This is a genomic window from Pseudomonas pergaminensis (assembly GCF_024112395.2).
GTDB lineage: Bacteria > Pseudomonadota > Gammaproteobacteria > Pseudomonadales > Pseudomonadaceae > Aquipseudomonas > Aquipseudomonas pergaminensis.
The window spans coordinates 6,401,511-6,424,231 of record NZ_CP078013.2; the positions used below are offsets into that span (position 1 = coordinate 6,401,511).

General features: G+C 61.0%; 21 protein-coding genes and 1 pseudogene. 9 read left to right on the forward strand and 13 right to left on the reverse strand.

Annotated features, from left to right (window positions below):
* Positions 1 to 20 precede the first annotated feature (20 nt).
* The 6 genes from KUA23_RS29280 to dadA form a co-directional block, all read right to left on the reverse strand.
* Positions 21 to 1,943, reverse strand: coding sequence for an acetyl-CoA hydrolase/transferase C-terminal domain-containing protein (locus tag KUA23_RS29280; RefSeq protein ID WP_252993225.1), 1,923 nt, complete (start codon positions 1,941 to 1,943; stop codon positions 21 to 23).
* Between the two features lie 134 nt (positions 1,944 to 2,077).
* Positions 2,078 to 2,491, reverse strand: a complete 414-nt coding sequence (locus tag KUA23_RS29285; protein WP_078050722.1) for a c-type cytochrome — start codon at positions 2,489 to 2,491, stop codon at positions 2,078 to 2,080.
* A 181-nt stretch (positions 2,492 to 2,672) separates the two neighbouring features.
* Entirely contained in the window at positions 2,673 to 3,221 is a 549-nt protein-coding gene (locus KUA23_RS29290) for a cupin domain-containing protein (protein WP_003176893.1), read from the reverse strand.
* Positions 3,222 to 3,337: 116 nt separating this feature from the next.
* Positions 3,338 to 4,411, reverse strand: a complete 1,074-nt coding sequence (gene alr / locus KUA23_RS29295; RefSeq protein WP_078050723.1) for an alanine racemase — start codon at positions 4,409 to 4,411, stop codon at positions 3,338 to 3,340.
* Positions 4,412 to 4,489: 78 nt separating this feature from the next.
* Positions 4,490 to 4,843, reverse strand: coding sequence for a RidA family protein (locus KUA23_RS29300; RefSeq protein ID WP_252993226.1), 354 nt, complete (start codon positions 4,841 to 4,843; stop codon positions 4,490 to 4,492).
* Positions 4,815 to 6,116: a D-amino acid dehydrogenase gene (dadA, locus tag KUA23_RS29305; protein WP_078050725.1), complete on the reverse strand. Its 1,302-nt coding sequence runs from the start codon at positions 6,114 to 6,116 to the stop codon at positions 4,815 to 4,817. The genes KUA23_RS29300 and dadA overlap by 29 nt, the downstream gene beginning before the upstream one ends.
* Before the next feature lie 156 nt (positions 6,117 to 6,272).
* On the opposite strand from dadA, the gene KUA23_RS29310 reads away from it, so the two are divergent.
* Positions 6,273 to 6,761: an Lrp/AsnC ligand binding domain-containing protein gene (locus tag KUA23_RS29310; RefSeq protein WP_003176896.1), complete on the forward strand. Its 489-nt coding sequence runs from the start codon at positions 6,273 to 6,275 to the stop codon at positions 6,759 to 6,761.
* 6 nt (positions 6,762 to 6,767) lie between these two features.
* Here KUA23_RS29310 and KUA23_RS29315 read toward each other — a convergent pair whose 3' ends face one another.
* Positions 6,768 to 7,121 (reverse strand): YkgJ family cysteine cluster protein, encoded by a 354-nt coding sequence (locus KUA23_RS29315; RefSeq protein WP_028618464.1) that lies wholly within the window; start codon positions 7,119 to 7,121, stop codon positions 6,768 to 6,770.
* A 115-nt stretch (positions 7,122 to 7,236) separates the two neighbouring features.
* On the opposite strand from KUA23_RS29315, the gene KUA23_RS29320 reads away from it, so the two are divergent.
* Positions 7,237 to 8,529, forward strand: coding sequence for an NAD(P)/FAD-dependent oxidoreductase (locus tag KUA23_RS29320; protein WP_100491887.1), 1,293 nt, complete (start codon positions 7,237 to 7,239; stop codon positions 8,527 to 8,529).
* On the opposite strand, the gene KUA23_RS29325 is transcribed toward KUA23_RS29320, so the two are convergent.
* Positions 8,530 to 8,754: a DUF1127 domain-containing protein gene (locus KUA23_RS29325; protein ID WP_100491886.1), complete on the reverse strand. Its 225-nt coding sequence runs from the start codon at positions 8,752 to 8,754 to the stop codon at positions 8,530 to 8,532.
* 167 nt (positions 8,755 to 8,921) lie between these two features.
* Between KUA23_RS29325 and KUA23_RS29330 the strand changes: the two genes are divergently transcribed.
* Together KUA23_RS29330 and KUA23_RS29335 are read left to right on the forward strand one after the other, a co-directional pair.
* On the forward strand, positions 8,922 to 10,346 hold the full coding sequence (locus KUA23_RS29330) for an aminotransferase-like domain-containing protein (protein WP_252993227.1): 1,425 nt from the start codon (positions 8,922 to 8,924) through the stop codon (positions 10,344 to 10,346).
* Between the two features lie 62 nt (positions 10,347 to 10,408).
* Positions 10,409 to 11,977, forward strand: a complete 1,569-nt coding sequence (locus KUA23_RS29335) for a phospholipase D family protein (protein WP_078050729.1) — start codon at positions 10,409 to 10,411, stop codon at positions 11,975 to 11,977.
* Between the two features lie 124 nt (positions 11,978 to 12,101).
* On the opposite strand, the gene KUA23_RS29340 is transcribed toward KUA23_RS29335, so the two are convergent.
* Both KUA23_RS29340 and KUA23_RS29345 read right to left on the reverse strand, forming a co-directional pair.
* Complete coding sequence (locus tag KUA23_RS29340) at positions 12,102 to 13,244, reverse strand: MFS transporter (RefSeq protein WP_078050730.1); 1,143 nt, start codon at positions 13,242 to 13,244, stop codon at positions 12,102 to 12,104.
* Between the two features lie 149 nt (positions 13,245 to 13,393).
* Positions 13,394 to 14,887, reverse strand: coding sequence for an aldehyde dehydrogenase (locus KUA23_RS29345; protein WP_078050731.1), 1,494 nt, complete (start codon positions 14,885 to 14,887; stop codon positions 13,394 to 13,396).
* A 230-nt stretch (positions 14,888 to 15,117) separates the two neighbouring features.
* Here KUA23_RS29345 and KUA23_RS29350 point away from each other — a divergent pair, with 230 nt between their 5' ends.
* Complete coding sequence (locus KUA23_RS29350; RefSeq protein ID WP_015886527.1) at positions 15,118 to 15,480, forward strand: cupin domain-containing protein; 363 nt, start codon at positions 15,118 to 15,120, stop codon at positions 15,478 to 15,480.
* A 72-nt stretch (positions 15,481 to 15,552) separates the two neighbouring features.
* Here the strand turns inward: KUA23_RS29350 and rpmG are convergent, their stop codons facing one another.
* Together rpmG and rpmB are read right to left on the reverse strand one after the other, a co-directional pair.
* A complete protein-coding gene (rpmG, locus tag KUA23_RS29355) occupies positions 15,553 to 15,708 on the reverse strand; it encodes a 50S ribosomal protein L33 (protein WP_003176906.1) in 156 nt (51 codons plus the stop codon).
* Positions 15,709 to 15,719: 11 nt separating this feature from the next.
* The gene (rpmB, locus tag KUA23_RS29360) at positions 15,720 to 15,953 is read right to left on the reverse strand and encodes a 50S ribosomal protein L28 (protein WP_010207494.1); all 234 of its coding nucleotides are present in this window, start codon (positions 15,951 to 15,953) and stop codon (positions 15,720 to 15,722) included.
* Positions 15,954 to 16,411: 458 nt separating this feature from the next.
* Here rpmB and KUA23_RS29365 point away from each other — a divergent pair, with 458 nt between their 5' ends.
* The gene (locus tag KUA23_RS29365; RefSeq protein ID WP_078050732.1) at positions 16,412 to 18,004 is read left to right on the forward strand and encodes an ABC transporter substrate-binding protein; all 1,593 of its coding nucleotides are present in this window, start codon (positions 16,412 to 16,414) and stop codon (positions 18,002 to 18,004) included.
* Between the two features lie 533 nt (positions 18,005 to 18,537).
* Here KUA23_RS29365 and radC read toward each other — a convergent pair.
* Positions 18,538 to 19,212 carry a RadC family protein gene (radC, locus tag KUA23_RS29370; protein ID WP_078050733.1) on the reverse strand — a complete coding sequence of 225 codons (675 nt, stop codon included), beginning with the start codon at positions 19,210 to 19,212 and terminating at the stop codon, positions 18,538 to 18,540.
* A gap of 161 nt (positions 19,213 to 19,373) precedes the next feature.
* Between radC and coaBC the strand changes: the two genes are divergently transcribed.
* From coaBC to KUA23_RS29385, 3 genes and pseudogenes are all read left to right on the forward strand, one after another.
* The gene (coaBC, locus tag KUA23_RS29375) at positions 19,374 to 20,582 is read left to right on the forward strand and encodes a bifunctional phosphopantothenoylcysteine decarboxylase/phosphopantothenate--cysteine ligase CoaBC (RefSeq protein WP_010207499.1); all 1,209 of its coding nucleotides are present in this window, start codon (positions 19,374 to 19,376) and stop codon (positions 20,580 to 20,582) included.
* A gap of 5 nt (positions 20,583 to 20,587) precedes the next feature.
* Complete coding sequence (gene dut / locus KUA23_RS29380; protein ID WP_078050734.1) at positions 20,588 to 21,043, forward strand: dUTP diphosphatase; 456 nt, start codon at positions 20,588 to 20,590, stop codon at positions 21,041 to 21,043.
* A 246-nt stretch (positions 21,044 to 21,289) separates the two neighbouring features.
* Positions 21,290 to 22,705: pseudogene (locus KUA23_RS29385) on the forward strand (phosphomannomutase/phosphoglucomutase); the annotation flags it as partial.
* Between the last annotated feature and the right edge of the window lie 16 nt (positions 22,706 to 22,721).

Below are 22,721 nucleotides of genomic sequence, written 5' to 3' on the forward strand. Positions count from 1 at the left end.
CAAAAGCCCGGCGCTGCTGGCTAATTCGCGGTGGCCTGCAGGCCAGCGAGCAACAGCCGCTGATACAAATCTTCTTTCAGCCCATCGGGCTTGTTCAATCCCATGCGTTCCAGATGCTTGGGAAACGCCTCCGGCTCCGGCGCGTCCAACGCTGCCTTGCCCAACTCCAGAATCTCCGTGAGCTTGAATTTGCTCTTGAGCCAGTTCAGCGCCCGCAGCAAATCCCGCTCCTCGTCCGTGAAATCGCTGCCCAGCGGATACTCCGGGAACAGTCGACGATGACGCGCTTGAATCGCCTGTAACCGTTCCGGCGTGTTATCGGCAAAGCGTGGATCCAGCTGGAAATCCTTGGCTAGCTTGCCGGCCTTTTGCGCCTGCTCGATCAAGTCGTCCTGGAACCGTGAGTCAGTGATATTGAGCAACGCCTCGATCACCTTGGCATCCGTCTGCCCACGCAAATCGGCAATGCCATACTCGGTGATGACAATGTCCCGCAGGTGCCGAGGAATCGTGCAGTGGCCGTATTCCCACACAATGTTGGAACTGACCTCCCCCGCCGACTCGCGCCAACTGCGCAAGATCAGGATCGACCGCGCACCCTCCAACGCATGGCCCTGGGCTACGAAGTTGTATTGCCCGCCCACACCGCTGAGCACGCGACCGTCGTCCAGTTGGTCGGCGACACCCGCGCCGAGCAGCGTCACCATGATCGCGCTGTTGATAAACCGCGCGTCCAGACGCTGCAGGCGCTTGAGCTCTTCCTGGCCATACAGCTCGTTGATGTAGCTGATGCGGGTCATGTTGAATTCGAGGCGCTTGGCGTGAGTCATTTCCTGCAGGCGCTGGTAAAAACTGCTCGGGCCCAGGAAGAATCCGCCGTGGATCGAGATGCCGTCGGGCTGCGCGGCATCGTCGAGCGTACCGGCGTTAGCCTGTTCCTGCGTGGCCACATCCGGGTAGACCTTGCGGCGGATAATCCCCGCGTCTGCCAGTACCAGCAGGCCGTTGACGAACATTTCACTGCAACCGTAGAGGCCACGGGCGAAGGGGTCGACGCCGCCTTCTCGGCTGATCAATGGCGCCCATTGGTACACATCGAGGTCTGTCAGCAGCAGTCGATAGGATTCATTGTCCGCCTGGCGGGCCAACAGCGCGGCCGTCAGCGCATCACCCATGGAGCCGATGCCGATCTGCAAAGTGCCGCCGTCGCGCACAAGGGTGCTGGCATGCAGGCCGATAAAGTGGTCCTGGAAACCCACCGGCATATTTGGCGTGGAGAACAATGTGGTGCTGTCTTTTTCATCGATCAGGTAATCGAAAGCATCCATGCCCAGTTCAGCGTCCCCGGGCATATAGGGCAAGTCGCTGTGAACCTGGCCGACCACCAGAATGGTTTCGCCAGCCTCACGACGCTTGGCAATCATGGGCAACAGGTCAAGGGTGATATCCGGGTTGCAGCTCAGGCTCAGGCGATCAGGATGTTCGGCGCTGCTGGCGACCAGCTGCGCCACCAGGTTCAGGCCAGCGGCGTTGATGTCGCGCGCGGCATGGCTGTAATTGCTGCTGACGTAGTCCTGCTGGGCCGACTCGCTGTGGAGCAAGCTGCCGGGCTGCATGAAAAATTGCTGGACGTGAATATTTTTCGGAAGGTTGTCCTTGTGCAGCGCGGCGAGGAAATCCAGCTCGGGATAATCGCCAAACACCCGCTCGATAAAGGGCTCGAGAAAGCGTTTCTGCAAGCCATCGCCCAGCGTTGGCCGGCCCAGGCTCAAGGCGGTATAGATCGTCAGCGACCGCTCCGGCAGTTTGGCGATGCGCCGGTACAGCGCGTTGGCAAACAGGTTCGGCTTGCCCAGGCCAAGCGGCATGCCCATGTGGATATGCGCCGGCAACCGTTCCAGTACATCGTCAACTGCTTGCTCGATTGAACACAACTGCACCATCCGACCCTCCTGAACATTCCATGATTAGGGGTTGGACCGAGCTTGCCGGGTCTTTGCTGCAAAGAACAGCGCTGAAACATAAATCGCCGGCACAAAAAAAGCCGCTCGTAAGCGGCTTTTTGGCGAAGATCGGTTTATTTCAACCCGGACATCTTCTGGATCGCACCTTTGAGGTCGTCATCCGAGCAATCGGCGCAGGTGCCTTTTGGCGGCATGGCATTGATGCCCGTAATCGCCTTGGCCAGGATGCCATCCAGGCCGCCTTGATGGTCGGCGCGTTCTTTCCAGGCAGCGGTGTCGCCGATTTTTGGCGCACCTAATAGGCCGGTGCCGTGGCAAGCGTTGCAATGCTTGGCGATGATCTCATCCGGCGTCTTCGCCGCGCCGCCGCCTGCGGCTACCGCGACTTCCATCCCCTTGCATTCCTGGCCCTGGACGCAGACTTGGCCGACAGGCTCCAGACGCTTGGCAATGTCATCATTGGTCGCAGCTTGAGCGCTGACAGCCCATAGGGCCAGTACGGTTGCTGGTGCAGCCAGCATTTTCATAATTAGGTTCACGCGTTCACCCTCAATGGTGGCTATTCACGCCTGCGGCCACGGTTTCGCAGGCGGCGAAAGTATAACGGTTAGCCCGCCTGGCCGAAACAACCCTATTAAATAAAGGGAGATTCGGCTTCACGGAATACTGCCTGGGTGTCTCTGCAACGCTGGCAGGACGCCTCTTTTCTTAAAAGTTCGCGGGTGTGGCTGCGCTGATTAGTCGCGCCGGCACGTCGAACGGGTTGCGAAAACGATGAGGCTTGGTGCTTTCAAAGTAGTAGCTATCGCCCGCTTCGAGCACAAAAGTTTCAAGACCGACCACCAACTCCAGGCGACCTTCCACCAGAATCCCGGTTTCTTCGCCTTCGTGGGTGAGCATTTCTTCGCCCGTGTCGGCGCCCGGCGGGTAGATCTCGTTGAGAAACGCAATCGCCCGGCTGGGGTGCGCGCGACCCACCAGTTTCATGGTGACGGCACCGTCAGAGATATCGATAAGCTCATTGGCTTTATAGACGATCTGCGTCGGTATTTCCTGGAGGATCTCCTCGGAAAAGAACTCGACCATGGACATGGGGATGCCGCCCAGCACCTTGCGCAAGGAGCTGATCGAGGGGCTGACGCTGTTTTTTTCGATCATCGAAATGGTGCTGTTGGTGACACCCGCGCGCTTGGCGAGCTCGCGCTGGGAAAGACCCTTCAGTTTACGGATGGATTGCAGTCGTTCGCCGACGTCCAATGCAGGAGCCTCCTAGGATTCAGGCTTTGTTGTAATTGAGCGTTATCATGGCGACAGCGTTCAGTATTTACAACACTTGGGCCTAAATCCCGGGCGGTTGTGTTCGTACCGGGCGGTCAAGCCCCGGAATAGAGCCTTGGCACGCGGCGCAGGTTGCAGAACAGCTGGTAGGGAATGGTCTCGGCAGCGACCGCGATGTCACTGGCCAGGATGTTTTTGCCCCACAGCTCTACCGTGGAACCGAGGCCGGCCTGCGGCACGTCCGTCAGGTCGATGCACAGCATGTCCATGGACACACGCCCCAGCAACTGGCTTCGTTGCCCCGCCACCAGCACTGGCGTGCCGGTCGGTGCGTGGCGCGGGTAACCATCGGCGTAGCCCATGGCAACCACGCCGATACGCATCGGTTTTGGCGTAATGAACTTGGCGCCATAACCCACCGGCTCACCGGCCGGCAGTTCACGTACGCAGATAACCTTGGACTCCAGGGTCATCACCGGCTGCAAACGCGCGGCCACGCTCTGGTCTTCGCCGAAGGGCGTGGCCCCGTAGAGCATGATGCCAGGACGGACCCAATCGCTGGACACACCTGGCCAGCCCATCACTGACGGTGAATTGCGCAGGCTGACCTCGGCTGATAAGCCCTGGCGCGCCGCTTCAAATACCGCCACCTGCTCATCACTGCGCACGCAATCGAGTTCATCGGCGCGGGCGAAGTGGCTCATCAGCACAATCTTGGCCACTTTGCCGCTGGCCAGCAGGCGCTGGTACGCCTCCTGATAATCCTTGGGATGCAGGCCAACGCGATGCATGCCTGAGTCGAGCTTGAGCCAAATTGTCAGCGGCTTGCTCAACCTGGCTTGCTCAATCGCATCCAACTGCCACAGCGAATGCACCACACACCAGAAATCATGCTCGATGATCAGCGGCAGCTCGTCAGCCTCGAAAAAGCCTTCCAGCAGCAGCACTGGCGCGCGAATTCCGGCAGCGCGCAGTTCCAGTGCCTCCTCGATGCAGGCCACTGCAAACCCGTCCGCCTCGGTTTCCAGCGCCTGGGCCACGCGCACGGCGCCGTGGCCGTAGGCATCGGCCTTGACCACGGCAAGGGCCTTGGCCCCCGTGACTTCACGGGCCAATTGGTAATTGTGGCGCAGGGCTTGGAGATCGATCAGGGCACGGGCAGGACGCATGGCGGCAGGCTTCTAGGCGGCAAGTGAAGAAAAAACCGGCACCGACCAACCGCTTCGGCACCGGGAGAGGGATCGTTGTTAAGGCAGGGCCGCCACGACGGACAGCTCTACCAGGATTTGCGGCTCGCACAGCTTGGCTTCAACCGTGGCACGGGCCGGGGCAACGCCTTTTGGCAGCCACTTGTCCCACACCGCGTTCATGCCGGCGAAATCCGCGTCGATGTCTTTCAGGTAGATCGTCACCGACAGCAGCTTGGTCTTGTCAGTGCCGGCCAGCTCCAGCAAACGCTCGATATTGGCCAGGGTTTCACGGGTCTGCTGTTCAATCCCGGCGCTCATGTCGTCGCCGACTTGCCCGGCCAGATACACGGTACCGCTGTGGACAACGATCTGGCTCATGCGCTCATTGGTGAGCTGGCGCTGGATTGACATGTTTTGCGGACTCCTGGTGGTTGCCATAACGGGAAATATCGAGGCCTTCGGCACTGATCTGCGGCGTTTTCTTCGCCATCAGGTCGGCCAGCAAACGACCGGAGCCACACGCCATGGTCCAACCTAGGGTGCCGTGGCCGGTATTCAGGAACAGGTTCTTGAACGGAGTGGCACCGACAATCGGCGTGCCATCGGGTGTGGTCGGACGCAAGCCGGTCCAGAAGCTGGCTTCGTTCAAATCGCCACCCTGAGGATAAAGGTCGTTGACGATCATCTCCAGGGTTTCGCGCCGGCGCGGGTTCAGCGACAGGTCAAAACCGGCTATTTCAGCCATGCCACCCACGCGGATGCGGTTATCGAAACGGGTGATCGCGACCTTATAGGTCTCGTCGAGAATGGTCGAAGTCGGCGCCATGGCCGGGTTGGTGATCGGTACGGTCAGCGAGTAGCCCTTGAGCGGGTACACCGGCGCCTTGATCCCCAGCGGCTTGAGCAATTTCGGCGAATAACTGCCGAGGGCCAGCACGTAGCGGTCGGCGGTTTCCAGCTTGCCGTCGATCCACACGCCGTTGATGCGGTCACCGGCATAGTCAAGGCGTTGGATGTCCTGCTCGAAGCGGAACTCCACGCCCAATTGCGTGCACATGTCGGCCAAGCGGGTGGTGAACATCTGGCAGTCGCCCGTCTGGTCGTTGGGCAGGCGCAGGGCACCGGCAAGGATATCGGTGACGCTGGCCAGGGCCGGCTCAACGCGGGCAATGCCAGCGCGGTCGAGCAGTTCGAACGGCACGCCGGACTCTTTCAGCACGGCGATGTCCTTCGCGGCACCATCCAGCTGCGCCTGGGTGCGGAACAACTGCGTGGTCCCGAGGCTGCGGCCTTCGTAGGCAATGCCGGTCTCGGCGCGCAGTTCGTCGAGGCAGTCGCGGCTGTACTCGGACAGGCGCACCATGCGCTCCTTATTCACTGCATAGCGGCTGGCGGTGCAGTTGCGCAGCATCTGCGCCATCCACAGGTATTGGTCGATATCGGCGGTGGCCTTGATCGCCAGCGGCGCGTGGCGTTGCAGCAGCCACTTGATGGCCTTGAGCGGCACGCCTGGTGCGGCCCATGGCGAGGCGTAGCCTGGGGACACCTGGCCGGCGTTGGCGAAACTGGTTTCCATGGCAGCAGCAGGCTGACGGTCGACTACGACGACTTCAAAGCCGGCCCGAGCCAAATAGTAGGCACTGGTCACACCAATGACGCCGCTACCCAAGACCAGAACGCGCATTTTTTTATCCTCATCGCGGGCATGGCCGCTGACGTGTGTTATTCGAGCAATGATGAGCGCAGTGTAAAAAACAATTGCCAGTGCATTTCACTATATAACTGCCTATATTTGGCGACAATTCTCGGCAAAAACCCTTTTCACAGAGGCGTATCCCCTATGCGTACCAACACCCAGACCAAGCGGGAGCTGGACAAGATCGACCGCAACATCCTGCGCATCCTGCAAACCGACGGGCGTATTTCGTTCACGGAGCTGGGGGAGAAGGTTGGGCTGTCGACCACGCCGTGCACCGAACGGGTCCGTCGGCTTGAGCGTGAAGGGATCATCATGGGCTACAACGCGCGGCTCAATCCCCAGCATTTGAAGGGAAGTTTGCTGGTATTTGTCGAGATCAGCCTCGATTACAAATCCGGGGACACCTTTGAGGAATTCCGCCGCGCCGTGCTGAAACTGCCCCATGTGCTGGAGTGCCACTTGGTGTCGGGCGACTTCGACTATCTCGTCAAAGCGCGGATTTCCGAGATGGCGTCGTACCGCAAACTGCTGGGGGATATCCTGCTCAAGCTGCCCCATGTACGGGAGTCCAAGAGCTATATCGTGATGGAAGAGGTGAAGGAGAGCCTTAACCTGCCGATTCCGGACTGAAGAGGGCTAAACCAAAACCTGCCGCGTGCTCGCCATGTACTCATGGATCTGCTTCTCCACTCGCGGATGAATCAGCTCCACCGGGCGCCGCCCATTCGGGCACGGCAAGGCCTTGGTGGTGCCAAACAGCCGGCAGATCAACGGTCGCTCGTCGTACACCGTGCAGCCGTTGGGGCCCAGGTGCACACAGTTCAGCTCATCCATGGCCGCGTCTTGCTCGGCGGCGGTCTTGCGCGGCAGACGCGACATTTCCTCGGGCGACGTGGTCACCGGCCCACAGCAGTCGTGGCAACCGGGGACGCACTCGAACGAAGGAATCTGCCGACGCAGCGCGCTGATTTTCTGACTGTTGCAACTCATCGAAACACATACCGAACGGCGAATAGGTGTGGATTCTGCCGCAAAACGTCCTGCGCAGACAGCTTCATCCGACCACTGTATCCTGCGTCAAATTTTCCAAACAGGGATGCTCCCCATGACTGCCAGCGCCCGGCACACCCCGTCCTATTACGCCGCCAGCAGCGTGCCGCAACCCGATTATCCGGTGCTGATCGGCGAAGTGACGGCCGATGTGTGCGTGGTGGGCGGCGGTTTTTCCGGGCTGAACACGGCGCTTGAGCTGGCCCAGCAAGGTTTCAGCGTGGTGTTGCTGGAAGCGCGCAAGATCGCCTGGGGCGCCAGCGGACGCAACGGCGGCCAGCTGATCCGCGGAGTCGGCCATGGCCTGGACCAGTTCGCCAATGTGATCGGCAACGATGGTGTGCGCCAGATGAAGCTGATGGGACTGGAAGCAGTGGAGATTGTGCGCGAACGCGTCGAGCGCTATCAGATTCCCTGCGACCTGACCTGGGGCTACTGCGACCTCGCCAACAAGCCTCGCGACCTGCAAGGCCTGGCCGAAGACGCCGAAGAGCTGCGTGGCCTGGGTTATCGCCACGAAGTACGCCTGTTGCAAGCCAACGAGATGAGCAGCGTAATCGGTTCGGACCGCTATGTGGGCGGCATGATCGACATGGGTTCCGGCCACCTGCACCCGCTGAACCTGGCCCTTGGCGAAGCCGCCGCCGCGCAGCGACTGGGCGTGAAGCTGTTCGAGCAGTCTGAAGTCACCCGTATCGACTACGGCCCCGAAGTCAACGTGCACACCCCCCAAGGCAACGTACGCGCCAAGACCCTGGTACTGGCCTGCAATGCCTACCTCAATGGCCTCAACCCACACTTGAGCGGCAAAGTACTGCCCGCCGGCAGCTACATCATCGCCACGGAGCCGTTGAGCCAAGCCCAGGCCGCCAACCTGCTACCGCAGAACATGGCGGTGTGCGACCAGCGTGTCACGGTGGATTACTTCCGACTGTCCGCCGACCGCCGCCTGCTGTTCGGCGGTGCCTGCCACTACTCCGGTCGCGACCCCAAGGACATCGGCGCCTATATGCGTCCGAAAATGCTCAAGGTGTTCCCGCAATTGGCAGACGTGAAAATCGATTACCAATGGGGCGGCATGATCGGCATCGGTGCCAACCGCTTGCCGCAGATTGGCCGCTTGGCCGACCAACCCAATGTGTATTACGCCCAGGCCTACGCCGGCCATGGCCTTAACGCCACCCACCTGGCGGGCAAGTTGCTGGCCGAAGCCATCAGTGGCCAGCAACAGGGGCGCTTCGACCTGTTCGCCCAGGTGCCGCACATCACCTTCCCCGGCGGCAAGCACCTGCGCTCGCCGCTGCTGGCGCTGGGGATGCTCTGGCACCGGCTCAAAGAACTGGTGTGATCAATCGCGCCAGAAGGGTTTGAGGCCTTCCTGACGCGCCTGTTCGGCGGTCAGCCCCACATCGCGCAACTGCTCGCGGGTCAAATGCAGTAACGCCTTGCGCGTGTGGCGACGGCGCCAGAACAAGCTCCAGCGGCTGATATCACGCGGCGCCGTCGCACGCGCTTGTTCTGCCTCCAATTCCAGACTGTGTAGCGTCAGCCGCACATCGCTTAGACCGTTCATTTTGCTGCCCCTCATTTGCCGTGTTGCCTTGAGTGACAAGCATGGGCGGGCGGCCGAAACCATTACAGATTCAACCCATCTTTATTAAATCCATACAGATACTGCCCAGGACGGGCTGAATCCTGTATTTTCCGGTTATCTGTACTGGTCTCCCGGGAGCGAGCGCCATGACTCTTTACGTGAATCTCGCCGAATTGCTGGGCACGCGCATCGAACAGGGCTTCTATCGCCCAGGTGATCGCTTGCCGTCTGTACGGGCCTTGAGCGTGGAACACGGGGTCAGCCTGAGCACCGTGCAGCAGGCCTACCGCTTGCTTGAAGACAACGGCCTGGCGATGCCCAAGCCAAAATCCGGGTACTTCGTGCCGGTCGGACGCGAGTTGCCGGCCCTGCCCGAAGTCGGCCGCCCGGCCCAACGACCGGTAGAGATATCCCAGTGGGACCTGGTGCTGGAATTGATACGCGCAGTGCCGCGCAAGGATGTCATACAGATGGGTCGCGGCATGCCAGATGTATTGTCGCCCACCCTCAAGCCGCTGCTACGCAGCCTGGCCCGCGTGAGTCGCCGCCAGGACCTGCCAGGCCTGTATTACGACAATATCCTCGGCTGTATGGAATTGCGCGAGCAGATCGCCCGCCTGTCCTTGGATTCCGGTTGCCAGCTGACGGCCGAGGACATCGTGATCACCACCGGCTGCCATGAGGCGCTGTCCGCCAGCATCCATGCCATTTGTGAGCCAGGCGATATCGTCGCGGTGGACTCGCCGAGCTTTCACGGCGCCATGCAGACACTCAAGGGCCTGGGGATGAAAGCCCTGGAAATTCCCACCGACCCCATCACCGGCATCAGCCTCGAAGCCTTGGAACTGGCGCTTGAACAGTGGCCGATCAAGGTCATCCAGCTCACACCCAACTGCAACAACCCCCTGGGCTACATCATGCCGGAGGCCCGCAAGCGCGCGCTGCTGACCCTGGCCCAGCGCTTTGACGTGGCGATCATCGAGGACGATGTGTATGGCGAACTGGCCTACAGCTACCCGCGCCCGCGCACCATTAAGTCGTTCGACGAAGACGGCAGTGTATTGCTGTGCAGCTCGTTTTCCAAAACCCTGGCACCCGGATTGCGCATCGGCTGGGTGGCGCCCGGTCGCTACCTGGAACGGGTGCTGCACATGAAATACATCAGCACCGGCTCTACCGCCACGCAGCCGCAGATCGCGATTGCCGAATTCCTCAAGGGTGGCCACTTCGAACCCCATTTGCGGCGGATGCGCACGCAATACCAGCGCAATCGCGACTTGATGCTCGACTGGGTCAGCCGCTACTTCCCGGCAGGCACCCGCGCCAGCCGGCCCCAGGGCAGTTTCATGCTGTGGGTCGAGCTGCCTGAGGGCTTCGATACACTCAAGCTCAACCGCGTCCTGATTGAGCAAGGTGTGCAGGTAGCGGTAGGCAGCATCTTTTCTGCATCGGGCAAATACCGGAACTGCCTGCGCATGAACTACGCTGCCAAGCCAACCGCACAGATTGAAGAAGCCGTGCGCAAGGTCGGGGCCGCCGCAATCAAGATGCTCGCAGAGACCGCCGACTGACCTTTCGCGGGAAATTGCCGTCATATGCCGACAACCGCCCTGATCTGGAAGCAACTCCCTTGATGATTCAACGGCTATTACCGTTTTTCCTGTTGGGAGCCCTGACCCTGGGTGGCTGCGCCAGCGTGAGCACGCCGCGCGTCCCCAGTGACGCCCTGCCCGCCGCACAGTCATCGTTCGGGCGCTCTATCCAGGCCCAGGCCGCGCCATATCAGGGGCGCTCGGGCTTTCGCCTGTTACCCAACAGCAGCGAAGCGTTCATGGCCCGCGCCGAATTGATCCGCAACGCCCAGACCAGCCTCGACCTGCAGTACTACATCGTGCATGACGGCATCAGCACCCGCATGCTCGTGGACGAACTGCTCAAGGCTGCCGACCGTGGCGTGCGGGTGCGCATCCTGCTGGATGACACCACTAGCGACGGCCTCGACCAGATCATCGCCACCCTCGCCGCCCATCCCAAGATCGAGATCCGCCTGTTCAACCCTTTGCACCTGGGCCGCAGCACAGGCGTCACGCGGGCCATGGGGCGGTTGTTCAACCTCTCGCTGCAACATCGGCGCATGCACAACAAGCTGTGGCTGGCGGACAACAGCGTGGCCATCGTCGGTGGGCGCAACCTGGGGGATGAGTATTTCGACGCCGAGCCCAACCTGAACTTCACCGACATCGACATGCTTAGCGTGGGGCCGGTGGCGGAGCAACTGGGCCACAGTTTCGACCAATACTGGAACAGTGCCCTCAGCAAGCCCATCGACGACTTCGTTTCAAACACCCCATCCAAAGGCGACCTGGCCGCTGCCCGCGTACGCCTGGAAGCGTCGCTGGCCGAGTCGCGCCAGCAGAACCACGCGCTGTACAACCGCTTGCGCACCTACCAGACCCAACCGCGCATGGACACCTGGCGCCGCGAACTGATCTGGGCCTGGAACCAGGCGCTGTGGGATGCGCCGAGCAAGGTACTGGCCAAGGCCGATCCGGACCCTCGCCTGCTGCTCACCACCCAGCTCGCGCCGGAACTGGAAGGGGTCAATCACGAGCTGATGATGATCTCGGCCTACTTCGTGCCGGGGCAACCGGGGCTGCTGTACCTGACCGGGCGCGCCGATGCAGGCGTGTCGGTCAGCTTGCTGACCAATTCCCTGGAGGCAACCGACGTGCCTGCCGTGCACGGCGGTTATGCGCCCTATCGCAAGGCGCTGCTGGAGCACGGAGTGAAACTCTATGAATTGCGCCGCCAACCGGGCGACCCCAGCGCTGGCAGCGGACCGCACCTGTTCCGGCGCGGCACCTTCCGTGGCTCGGACTCCAGCCTGCACAGCAAGGCGATGATCTTTGATCGGGAAAAGTCGTTTATCGGCTCGTTCAACTTCGACCCACGCTCGGTGCTGTGGAACACCGAAGTGGGTGTGCTGGTCGACAGCCCGGAGCTGGCGGAGCACGTGCGCAACCTGGCCCTGCAAGGCATGGCGCCGGCCTTGAGCTATGAGGCGAAGTTGCAGGATGGCCAGGTGGTATGGGTGACGGAGGACAACGGCCAATTGCACACCCTGACCCGCGAGCCGGGCAGTTGGTGGCGACGGTTCAATGCCTGGTTCGCCACCTCCGTCGGCCTGGAACGCATGCTCTAAAAACGACACAGAGCAACTGTAGGAGCCGGCTTGCCGGCGATGGCGGCGTTTCAGTTGATCAATTCGCGGGCTGACACACTGCCATCACTGGCAAGCCAGTGCCTACAGGGGATGCATTTTCAGATCAGGCCGGCTGTGCTGCGCCGAATGCACCTTGGCGCAGCAACAACAGCACCAGGCCCAGCGCACCGGCTGCCATCAGCAGCGGCAGCGCATGGCCGCTGATCCACTGGCTGCCAGCACCGGCCACCAAGGGACCGACCAGGCAGCCGATACCCCACAATTGCGCCACGTGGGCATTGGCGCGCACCAGCGCGTCGTCGCGGTAACGCTCGCCGATCAGGATCAGCGACAAGGTGAACAGGCCTCCAGCACTTGCACCGAACACCACCCAGATCGGCCAGATCAACGGCGTGTGCATCAGCAGAGGAATCGCCAGGCTCGATGCCAGCAACAACACAGCACAGCTCAGGAACAACGTGCGCCGAGGCAGGTAGTCGGCCAGCGCCCCGATGGGCAGTTGCAGCAGCGCATCGCCGACCACCACTGTACTGACCATGGCCAGGGCCATTTCGGCGGTGAATCCCTGCTGCAGGCAGTACACCGGCAGCAACGTGAGGATCATCGCCTCAAAGGCGGCGAACAAAGCCACCGCCCAGGCGATCGCGGGGAGGCTCAGGCAGAAGCGCCACAGTTGCGCGAAGGTTACGCTGAACGACTCGGCGCTCGGCGCGCCGGAGCGCCCCAGCAGCAACAGCGGCGCAACCATCAGCAAGCCTACGCCCACCCAGAAACCGTAGTCATGGTCGGTGCCGATCAGCCCCAGCAACAACGGGCCCGACAGCTGGCTCAAGGCATAGCTGCAGCCGTACAGCGCCACCAGCCGGCCGCGCCACTGCTCCACCACCAACTGGTTGATCCAGCTTTCGCCGAGGATAAACACGATGGTGAGGATCACGCCGATCATCAGCCGCAATACCAGCCAGACCGGATAGCTGGGCAAGACCGCCAGCAAACCGATGGAGACCGCGCCCGCCCACAGGCACAGGCGCATGAGGTTGGCGGTGCCGAGCCATGAAGCCAGGCGACTCGACACCTTCGCGCCGAGCAGCACGCCAAAGGCCGGCATCGCCGCCATCACACCGATGGCGAAACTGCCATAACCCCAGCTTTCAAGGCGCAGGGACACCAGCGGCATGCTGACACCCAGCGCCAGGCCGACGCTGAGCACCGAGGCCAGGACGGCGAAATAAGTCGCCCAACGCATGTCCACGCTCCTGTGGATAGTTTTTAAGATCACACAAAACAGTGTGGGAGCGGGCTTGCTCGCGAAAGCGGCGTACCAGTCAATACATACGTGACTGTCATACCGCATTCGCGAGCAAGCCCGCTCCCACATTTGGCCTGCGGTGTTGCTTAGAGCTTGATCCAGGTCGCCTTCAGCTCGGTGTACTTGTCGAACGCATGCAGCGACTTGTCGCGACCGTTACCCGACTGCTTGAAGCCACCGAACGGCGCAGTCATGTCGCCGCCGTCGTACTGGTTGACCCACACGCTACCGGCGCGCAGGGCCTTGGCAGTCAGGTGCGCCTTGGAGATATCCGCCGTCCACACCGCTGCGGCCAGGCCGTATTGGGTGTCGTTGGCAATGGCGACCGCTTCCTCGGCACTGTCGAACGTGATCACCGACAGGACCGGACCAAAGATCTCTTCCTGGGCGATCTTCATCGCGTTGGTCACACCGTCGAAAATCGTCGGTTCGACGTAAGTGCCGCCAGTTTCTTCCAGGGTGCGCTTGCCACCGGCGACCAACTTGGCGCCGTCGGCATGCCCGGCTTCGATGTACGAGAGCACGGTGTTCATCTGCTGGGTGTCTACCAATGCGCCCACATTGGTGGCCGGGTCCAGTGGGTTGCCGGGCTTCCAGCCTTTGAGGGCCTCGATCACCAGTGGCAGGAATTTGTCCTTGATGGAGCGCTCCACCAGCAGACGCGAACCTGCGGTGCAGACCTCACCCTGGTTGAAGGCAATGGCACCGGCGGCGGATTCGGCTGCGGCTTGCAGGTCCGGCGCGTCGGCAAACACGATGTTCGGGCTCTTGCCGCCCGCTTCCAGCCATACACGCTTCATGTTCGATTCGCCGGAGCGGATCAACAGTTGCTTGGCGATTTTGGTGGAACCGGTGAACACCAGGGTGTCGACGTCCATGTGCAGTGCCAGCGCGTTGCCGACCGTGTGGCCGTAGCCCGGCAGCACGTTGAACACGCCTTTTGGAATACCGGCCTCAACGGCCAGGGCCGCGATGCGGATGGCAGTCAGCGGGGATTTTTCGGACGGCTTGAGGATCACCGAGTTACCAGTGGACAGCGCCGGGCCCAGTTTCCAGCAGGCCATCATCAGCGGGAAGTTCCACGGCACGATGGCGCCGACGACGCCAACCGGCTCACGGGTCACCAGGCCCAGTTGGTCGTGCGGGGTAGCCGCGACTTCGTCGTAGATCTTATCGATCGCTTCGCCGCTCCAGCTCAGGGCATTCGCCGCGCCGGGTACATCGATGTTCAGGGAGTCGCTGATCGGCTTGCCCATGTCCAGGGTTTCGAGCAGCGCCAGCTCTTCGGCATTGGCCTTGAGCAACGCGGCGAAACGGATCATGGCGGACTTGCGTTTGGCCGGCGCCAGGCGCGACCACACGCCGGAATTGAACGTGGCACGCGCGTTTTCCACGGCGCGCTGGGCATCGGCGGCGTCACAGCTGGCAACAGTGGCCAGCAGGCGGCCATCGACCGGGCTGATGCATTCGAAGGTATCACCGGAAGCGGCGGCGGTGTACTCGCCATTGATGTAGGCACGGCCTTCGATCTTGAGATCCTTGGCGCGTTGTTCCCAGTCGGCACGGGTCAGGGTGGTCATGCGAGTGTCCTCCTCTTATTGAATACAAGGGCCAGGCGATGTGCCCCGGCAGCCTCAAAGAATGCTTGCCCCGCCAGCCAGCTGTTCGGCTCAAGGCAGCTGCCACCCTAAACCAGCGGCTGGGGGTGTTTCAATATATTTGACATAACGCCAGTAAACGCCCTTGCGATGTTCATTTTAATAAACATAGACTTTGGGCTCTCCAACCGCAGGCCAGACGGGACACGCACATGAGTATCCAGGACATCGTCGACTTCAGCCAAGCCAGCACCGCCCCAGACCGCTACCGCCCCGCTGCCGAAAAAATCCTCAAGGGCGATCCCGAGCAAACGATCTACAACCACTACAACAGCCCGTGCGGCCAGATGAGTGCCGGCGTTTGGGAAGGCGAAGTCGGGCAGTGGAAGGTCAATTACACCGAGCATGAGTACTGCGAGATTGTGCAGGGCGTGTCCGTGCTGCGTGATGCCGATGGCAATGCCAAGACCTTGCGCGCCGGCGACCGCTTTGTGATCCCTGCCGGGTTCAGTGGCACTTGGGAAGTGCTGGAGCCTTGCCGCAAGATCTACGTGGTGTTCGAACAGAAAGCCTGATCAGCCAAATCGCAGGCAAAAAAAAGCCCGGATCGTGAGATACGGGCTTTTTTTCACAAGGAGGAAAATCAATTACTTGATTTTGCCTTCTTTGTAGATCACGTGCTTGCGAACGCGCGGGTCGAACATTTTCTTTTCGAGCTTGTCCGGAGTAGTACGCTTGTTCTTGTCGGTAGTGTAGAAGTGACCAGTACCGGCGCTAGAGATCATTCGAATCAATTCACGCATGATATAGCTCCTTAGATTGTGCCAGCGCGGCGCAATTCAGCCAGCACGACAGTGATGCCACGCTTGTCGATGATGCGCATGCCTTTAGCAGATACGCGCAGACGGACGAAACGTTTCTCTTCTTCAACCCAGAAGCGGTGATGCTGCAGGTTCGGCAGGAAACGACGACGGGTTTTGTTATTTGCGTGGGAAATGTTATTCCCAGTCACCGGACCCTTACCGGTAACTTGACAGACTCTCGACATGCCTCAGCCCTCTAAAACCACATGCCCAACCCGGCATGGGTTGGCCGCTTAATCTCTCAGTCATTTGGCGCCAGGCGCCGCGTTTCTTTAGGGTCTTACCGGCTACACCTACAAGCGAAGGAACCGGGCCCCTAGAAAAGAGCGCTGCTTTATACCAGAAAGACCCAGGTGCAACAACAGCCCGCGTGTTTTTACTGGCGTAAATCTTGGCGGCAGACGCCTGAACCGTTGCCAGGAGGGGCCGCTGTCACAGCCGACCGCTCGTCGCACAGAATGATTTTCAGCGCTCGCGGGCACGGTAAAGTGCACGACAAAACGCGCTGAGGTGCCATCAAAACAGCATTTGGCGCAAAAGCACAGGCAAAAATGGGCTAGTCATTTACCTATCAGACCACTACGGTAGGACTTTTCCAGACTGCACTCGCAGATGGGCCTTCGATCTGCAAAGGAAACTGAACATGCGCCTCGCTGCCCTACCGCTATTGCTAGCCCCTCTCTTTATCGCCCCGCTGGCCTCTGCCGCCAGCAACCTGAGCGTCTGCACCGAGGCCAGCCCCGAAGGGTTCGATGTGGTGCAATACAACTCGCTGACCACTACCAACGCTTCGGCCGACGTGCTGATGAACCGCCTGGTGGACTACGATGCAGCCAGCGGCAAACTGGTGCCAAGCCTGGCGGACAGTTGGGAAGTCTCGCCGGATGGCCTGACCTATACCTTCAAGCTGCACCCGGAGGTGAAATTCCACCGCACCGATTACTTCACCCCAAGCCGTACCCTGACCGCCGAAGACGTGCGCTTCAGCTTCGAGCGCATGCTCGACCCGGCCAACCCATGGCACAAAATCGCCCAGAGCGGCTTCCCCCACGCCCAGTCGCTGCAACTGCCGACGCTGGTGAAGAAAATCGACGCCCTCGATCCGCTGACCGTGCGCTTTACCCTGGATCACGCCGACTCCACCTTCCTCGCCGCCCTGAGTATGGGTTTTGCCTCGATCTACCCGGCGGAATACGCCGACAAACTGCTCAAGGCCGGCACGCCGGAGAAGCTCAACAGCCAACCGATCGGCACCGGGCCGTTCATCTTCAGCCGTTTCCAGAAGGATGCCGTGGTGCGCTACAAGGCCAACCCGGACTACTTCGCTGGCAAACCGTCTGTGGATAACTTGATCTTCGCCATCACGCCGGACGCCAACGTGCGCCTGCAGAAATTGCATCGCGATGAGTGCCAGATTGCCCTGTCGCCCAAGCCGCTGGATGTGGGCGAGGCCGAGAAGGACCCGGCACTCAAAGTGGAAAAAACCGCTGCATTCATGACCGCCTTCGTGGCCATCAACAGCCAGCATCCGCCCCTGGACAAGCCGGAAGTGCGCCAGGCGATCAACCTGGCCTTCGACAAAGGCAGCTACCTCAAAGCCGTGTTTGAAGGCACCGCCGAAGCCGCCAACGGCCCTTACCCGCCCAACACCTGGAGCTACGCCAAGGACCTGCCCGGTTATCCACAAGACCTTGCCAAGGCCAAGGCACTGCTCGACCGCGCCGGGCTCAAGGACGGTTTCAAGACCACCATTTGGACCCGCCCTACCGGTAGCCTGCTGAACCCCAACCCCAACCTCGGCGCACAACTGCTGCAAGCGGACCTGGCCAAGGTCGGCATCCAGGCCGAGATCCGCGTGATCGAATGGGGCGAGCTGATTCGCCGCGCCAAAGCTGGCGAGCACGACCTGCTGTTCATGGGCTGGGCCGGCGACAACGGCGACCCGGATAACTTCCTGACCCCGCAGTTCTCCTGCGCAGCGGTGAAATCCGGCACCAACTTCGCCCGCTACTGCGACCCCGCGCTGGACAAGCTGATCAGCGCCGGCAAGACCACCAGCGAACAAGGTGTGCGCAGCAAGCTGTACCAGCAGGCCCAAGCGCAGATCCAGCAGCAGGCACTGTGGCTGCCGCTTGCACACCCAACCGCGTTTGCCCTGGCCCGCAAAAACATCGAAGGCTACCAAGTGAGCCCGTTCGGCCGGCAGGACTTCTCCAAAGTCAGCGTTAAACCGTAACCGCCCCGTACGGAGGCCGTAGGTATCTAGACCAAGCTAACGAAGATGCGAAGCGAGTCGCTCTTGATCTAGCTTTTGATCTTAGGCGCCCGATCAAACACGCTGGCCGGAATTCGACAGGAATTTGGGGACTAAACCGGCAGGGATGCCGGTTTAGCCGCCCCCCAAATACCTGTCGGATTACGGGTACACCGAACCTAGGCGAGGTGCCGAGTGTTGGGGCAAGAACCCTTTGCTTACTTTGGGCTGGGCCGGCATTCCGGCTTTTCCAAAGTGAGCCGCCGTAAGGGCGGAACCCATAGCAGCCTTCCTCCAAATAACGGATATGTACCCGGTCTGATCCACTATCCAGGTCGGCTGTCAGGCCGCCTTCGCAGGCAAGCCAGCTCCCACATTTGGATCGCGGGGTGACAGTTAGAGAGCGGTCGTCTGTCAGGCCGCTTTCGCAGGCAAGCTGGCTCCCACATCTGGATCGCGGGGCAACAGATAGACAGTGGTCGTCCTTCAGGCCAACTTTCCGAGCAAGCCAGTTCCTACATCCAACCATATTCCGCCATCGACAACGGGTCACCATCCCCGACAATGATGTGGTCCAGCACCCGCACGTCCACCACTTCCAGGGCTTTCTGCAACAATTTGGTCAATTTTCGATCAGCTGCGCTCGGCTCAAGGCTGCCGGAAGGATGGTTATGGCACAGGATCAACGCCGCGGCGTTGTAGGCCAAAGCGCGCTTGACCACCTGCCGGGGATACACCATCGCCGTGTCGATGGTGCCTTGGGACAACGCCTCGAAGCCCAGCACCCTGTGCCTTGAATCAAGAAACAGGCAGCCGAAGATCTCATGAGGCTCATGGCGCAGCATGGCCTTCAGGTAGTCCCGCACGGCCACGGGGCTTTCCAGCACCGAGTCGCTTCGCAGGCGCTCGGCCATGTGCCGCTTGGCCATTTCCAGCACCGCCTGCAACTGGGCAAACTTCGCCGGCCCCAGGCCCAATTGTTGGTTGAACAATGTCTGGCTGGCCTCCAGCAGTGGGCGCAAGCCGCCGAACTGCGCCAACAAATGGCGCGCAAGGTCCACCGCGCTCCTGCCGGAAACCCCGGTACGCAGGAAGATCGCCAACAACTCGGCATCCGACAGGCTTGCCGCGCCCCACTCCAAAAGCTTCTCTCGCGGCCGCTCTGCTGCTGGCCAATCGCGAATACTCATCCCACCTCCCTGTCCCTATGCGCGCTATGCGCCATGTGCGCCGCTGTTGCCAAGCGGACGCTGTGTTATCGTAGGCCCTCTTTTTTGCAGGCGATTTCCCCTGGGGAGGGGGCATCGCAGGCGTCACTGAACTGGCATCACTGAACTGGAAAGGCAAACCAATGCAGCGTCTGTATCGGAAACGCATCGTTCTCGGCGTTGGCGGCGGCATTGCCGCCTACAAGAGCGCAGAGCTGGTCCGCAGGCTCTTGGACCAAGGCGCCGAAGTGCGCGTGGTCATGACGCGCGGTGGCAGTGAATTCATCACCCCGCTGACCATGCAGGCATTGTCCGGGCACCCGGTTCACCTGGATCTGCTGGACCCCGCGGCCGAAGCCGCCATGGGTCACATCGAACTGGCCAAATGGGCCGACCTGGTGCTGATCGCGCCGGCCACTGCCGACCTGATCGCCCGCCTGGCCCAGGGCATTGCCGATGACCTGCTGACCACCCTGGTACTGGCCACCGACGCTACCGTTGCCATCGCCCCGGCCATGAACCAGGCCATGTGGCGCGACCCAGCCACCCAAGCCAACACCCAACTCCTGCAAAGCCGTGGCCTCAAGGTGTTCGGCCCGGCCTCCGGCAGCCAGGCCTGTGGCGACGTCGGCATGGGCCGCATGCTCGAAGCCACCGACCTGGCGCTGTGTGCCGCCGAGTGTTTCCAGCACCTGGCCCTGACCGGCAAGCACGTGCTGATCACGGCAGGCCCGACTCAGGAAAATATCGACCCGGTGCGCTACATCACCAACCATAGCTCAGGGAAAATGGGTTTTGCCTTGGCCGAAGCGGCGGTCGAGGCAGGCGCACGTGTCACCTTGATCACCGGCCCGGTGCATTTGCCGACCCCTGATCGGGTCACGCGAATCGACGTAGTCAGCGCCCGCGACATGCTGGCGGCCTGTGAGGCAGCCATTCCGTGCGACCTGTTTATCGCCTCGGCAGCGGTGGCGGACTACCGCCCGGAAGTCGTCGCCCCGCAAAAACTCAAGAAAGACCCTACAAGCGGTGACGGCCTGCTCCTGCAAATGGTGCGCAACCCGGACATCCTGGCGACCATCGCCACCCGTGCGGACCGACCGTTCAGTGTTGGCTTTGCCGCCGAGACCGAGCACCTGCTGGACTACGCAGCACGCAAATTGAAAGACAAAAACCTCGACCTGATCGTTGCCAATGATGTCGCCAACCCGAGCATTGGCTTCAACAGCGAGGAAAATGCCATCAGCGTGATCGACCGCGAGTTGCACGCCACCGTTTTCGCCCAGACCAGCAAAGGCAAGATTGCCCGCCAACTGATCTCTTTTATCGCCCAACGGCTGAACCAGGTTTAATTTCCATGCACGCTTTGCAAGCCAAGATCCTCGACCCACGCATCGGCAACGAATTCCCACTGCCGGCCTACGCCACACCGGGCTCCGCCGGCCTTGACCTGCGCGCCATGCTCAAGCAAGACACCGTCCTTGAGCCGGGCCAGACCCTCCTGATTCCGACCGGCCTGTCGATCTATATCGGTGACCCTGGCTTGGCGGCGCTGATCCTGCCGCGCTCCGGCCTGGGCCACAAACACGGCATCGTGCTGGGCAACCTGGTGGGGCTGATCGACTCGGACTATCAGGGCGAGTTGATGGTGTCGTGCTGGAACCGTGGCCAGACCGCGTTCAACATCGCCGTCGGCGAGCGCATTGCCCAGTTGGTACTGGTGCCAGTGGTGCAGGCGCACTTCGAACTGGTCGAGGAATTCGATGAAACCCAGCGCGGCGCAGGTGGTTTCGGGCATTCCGGCAGTCACTGACTAAGCTGAATCTGGCCGGGCACCCTTGCCCGGCCCGACGCCACCGCAAGGCCTTTCAGGACGAAGAATGCGCGGACTTTATGAGCGAGATTTCCCCATAGAAATCAAAGCATTACGCAGACAGCAAGGTGGAGCCAGTGCTCCGATGGCATTTTTGCACCACGAACTCTCTGCCGAAAACGCCGTCATACCCTTCAGTTTGAGCCTGCCGGTCAGCCACATTAAGGCCAGCCTTGCCCCTTTCAGATGGAGTTTCCCCCCGCGATGAGTACCGCAGCCCGAGTAGCCCCGACATTCCCCGACAGCATCTTTCGCGCCTATGACATTCGTGGCGTGGTGCCCAAGACCCTGACTGCCGAAACCGCCTATTGGATTGGCCGCGCCATCGGCTCCCAGAGCCTGGCCCAGGATGAGCCCAACGTTTCGGTCGGCCGTGACGGTCGCCTGTCCGGCCCGGAACTGGTGGAGCAGTTGATCCAGGGCCTGGCCGACAGCGGTTGCCATGTGAGCGACGTCGGCCTGGTGCCGACGCCTGCGCTGTACTACGCAGCCAACGTACTGGCCGGCAAGTCCGGGGTGATGCTCACCGGCAGCCATAACCCGTCGGACTACAACGGTTTCAAGATCGTCATTGCTGGCGACACCCTGGCCAACGAACAGATTCAGGCCCTGCACGAGCGCCTGAAAAATAACGACCTGACCAGCGGTAAGGGCACCATCACCAAAGTCGACATCCTGCAGCGCTACTCTGACGAGATCACCCGTGACGTCAAACTCGCGCGCCGCCTCAAAGTGGTGGTGGACTGCGGCAACGGCGCGGCCGGCGTGATCGCCCCGCAGTTGCTCGAAGCCTTGAACTGCGAAGTGATTCCGCTGTTCTGCGAGGTCGACGGCAACTTCCCCAACCACCACCCGGACCCGGGCAAGCCTGAGAACCTGGTGGACCTGATCGCCAAGGTCAAGGAAACCGGGGCTGATGTGGGCCTGGCCTTCGACGGCGACGGCGACCGCGTGGGTGTGGTGACCGAGACCGGCGAAATCGTGTTCCCGGATCGCCTGCTGATGCTGTTTGCCCGTGACGTGGTGGCGCGCAATGCCAACGCCGAAATCATCTTCGACGTGAAGTGCACTCGCCGCCTCACCCCGCTGATCAAGGAATATGGCGGTCGCCCGCTAATGTGGAAGACCGGTCACTCGTTGATCAAAAAGAAAATGAAGGAAACCGGCGCGCTATTGGCTGGCGAAATGAGCGGTCACGTGTTCTTCAAGGAGCGCTGGTTCGGCTTTGATGACGGTATTTACAGCGCTGCGCGCCTGCTGGAGATCCTCAGCAAGGAAAAATCCACCGCCGAAGAGCTGTTCCAGACCTTCCCAAACGATATTTCTACGCCAGAGATCAATATCCATGTGACCGAGGAGAGCAAATTCAGCATCATTGACGCACTGCACGATGCGCAATGGGGTGAAGGCGCCAACCTGACCACCATTGATGGTGTGCGAGTCGATTACGCCAAAGGCTGGGGCCTGGTTCGCGCGTCCAACACCACACCGGTGCTGGTCCTGCGTTTCGAGGCGGATACCGAGGCTGAGTTGCAGCGCATCAAGGACGTGTTCCACGCCCAGTTGAAACGTGTTGCCCCTGATCTCCAATTACCGTTCTGATTTTTTACCGGAGCCC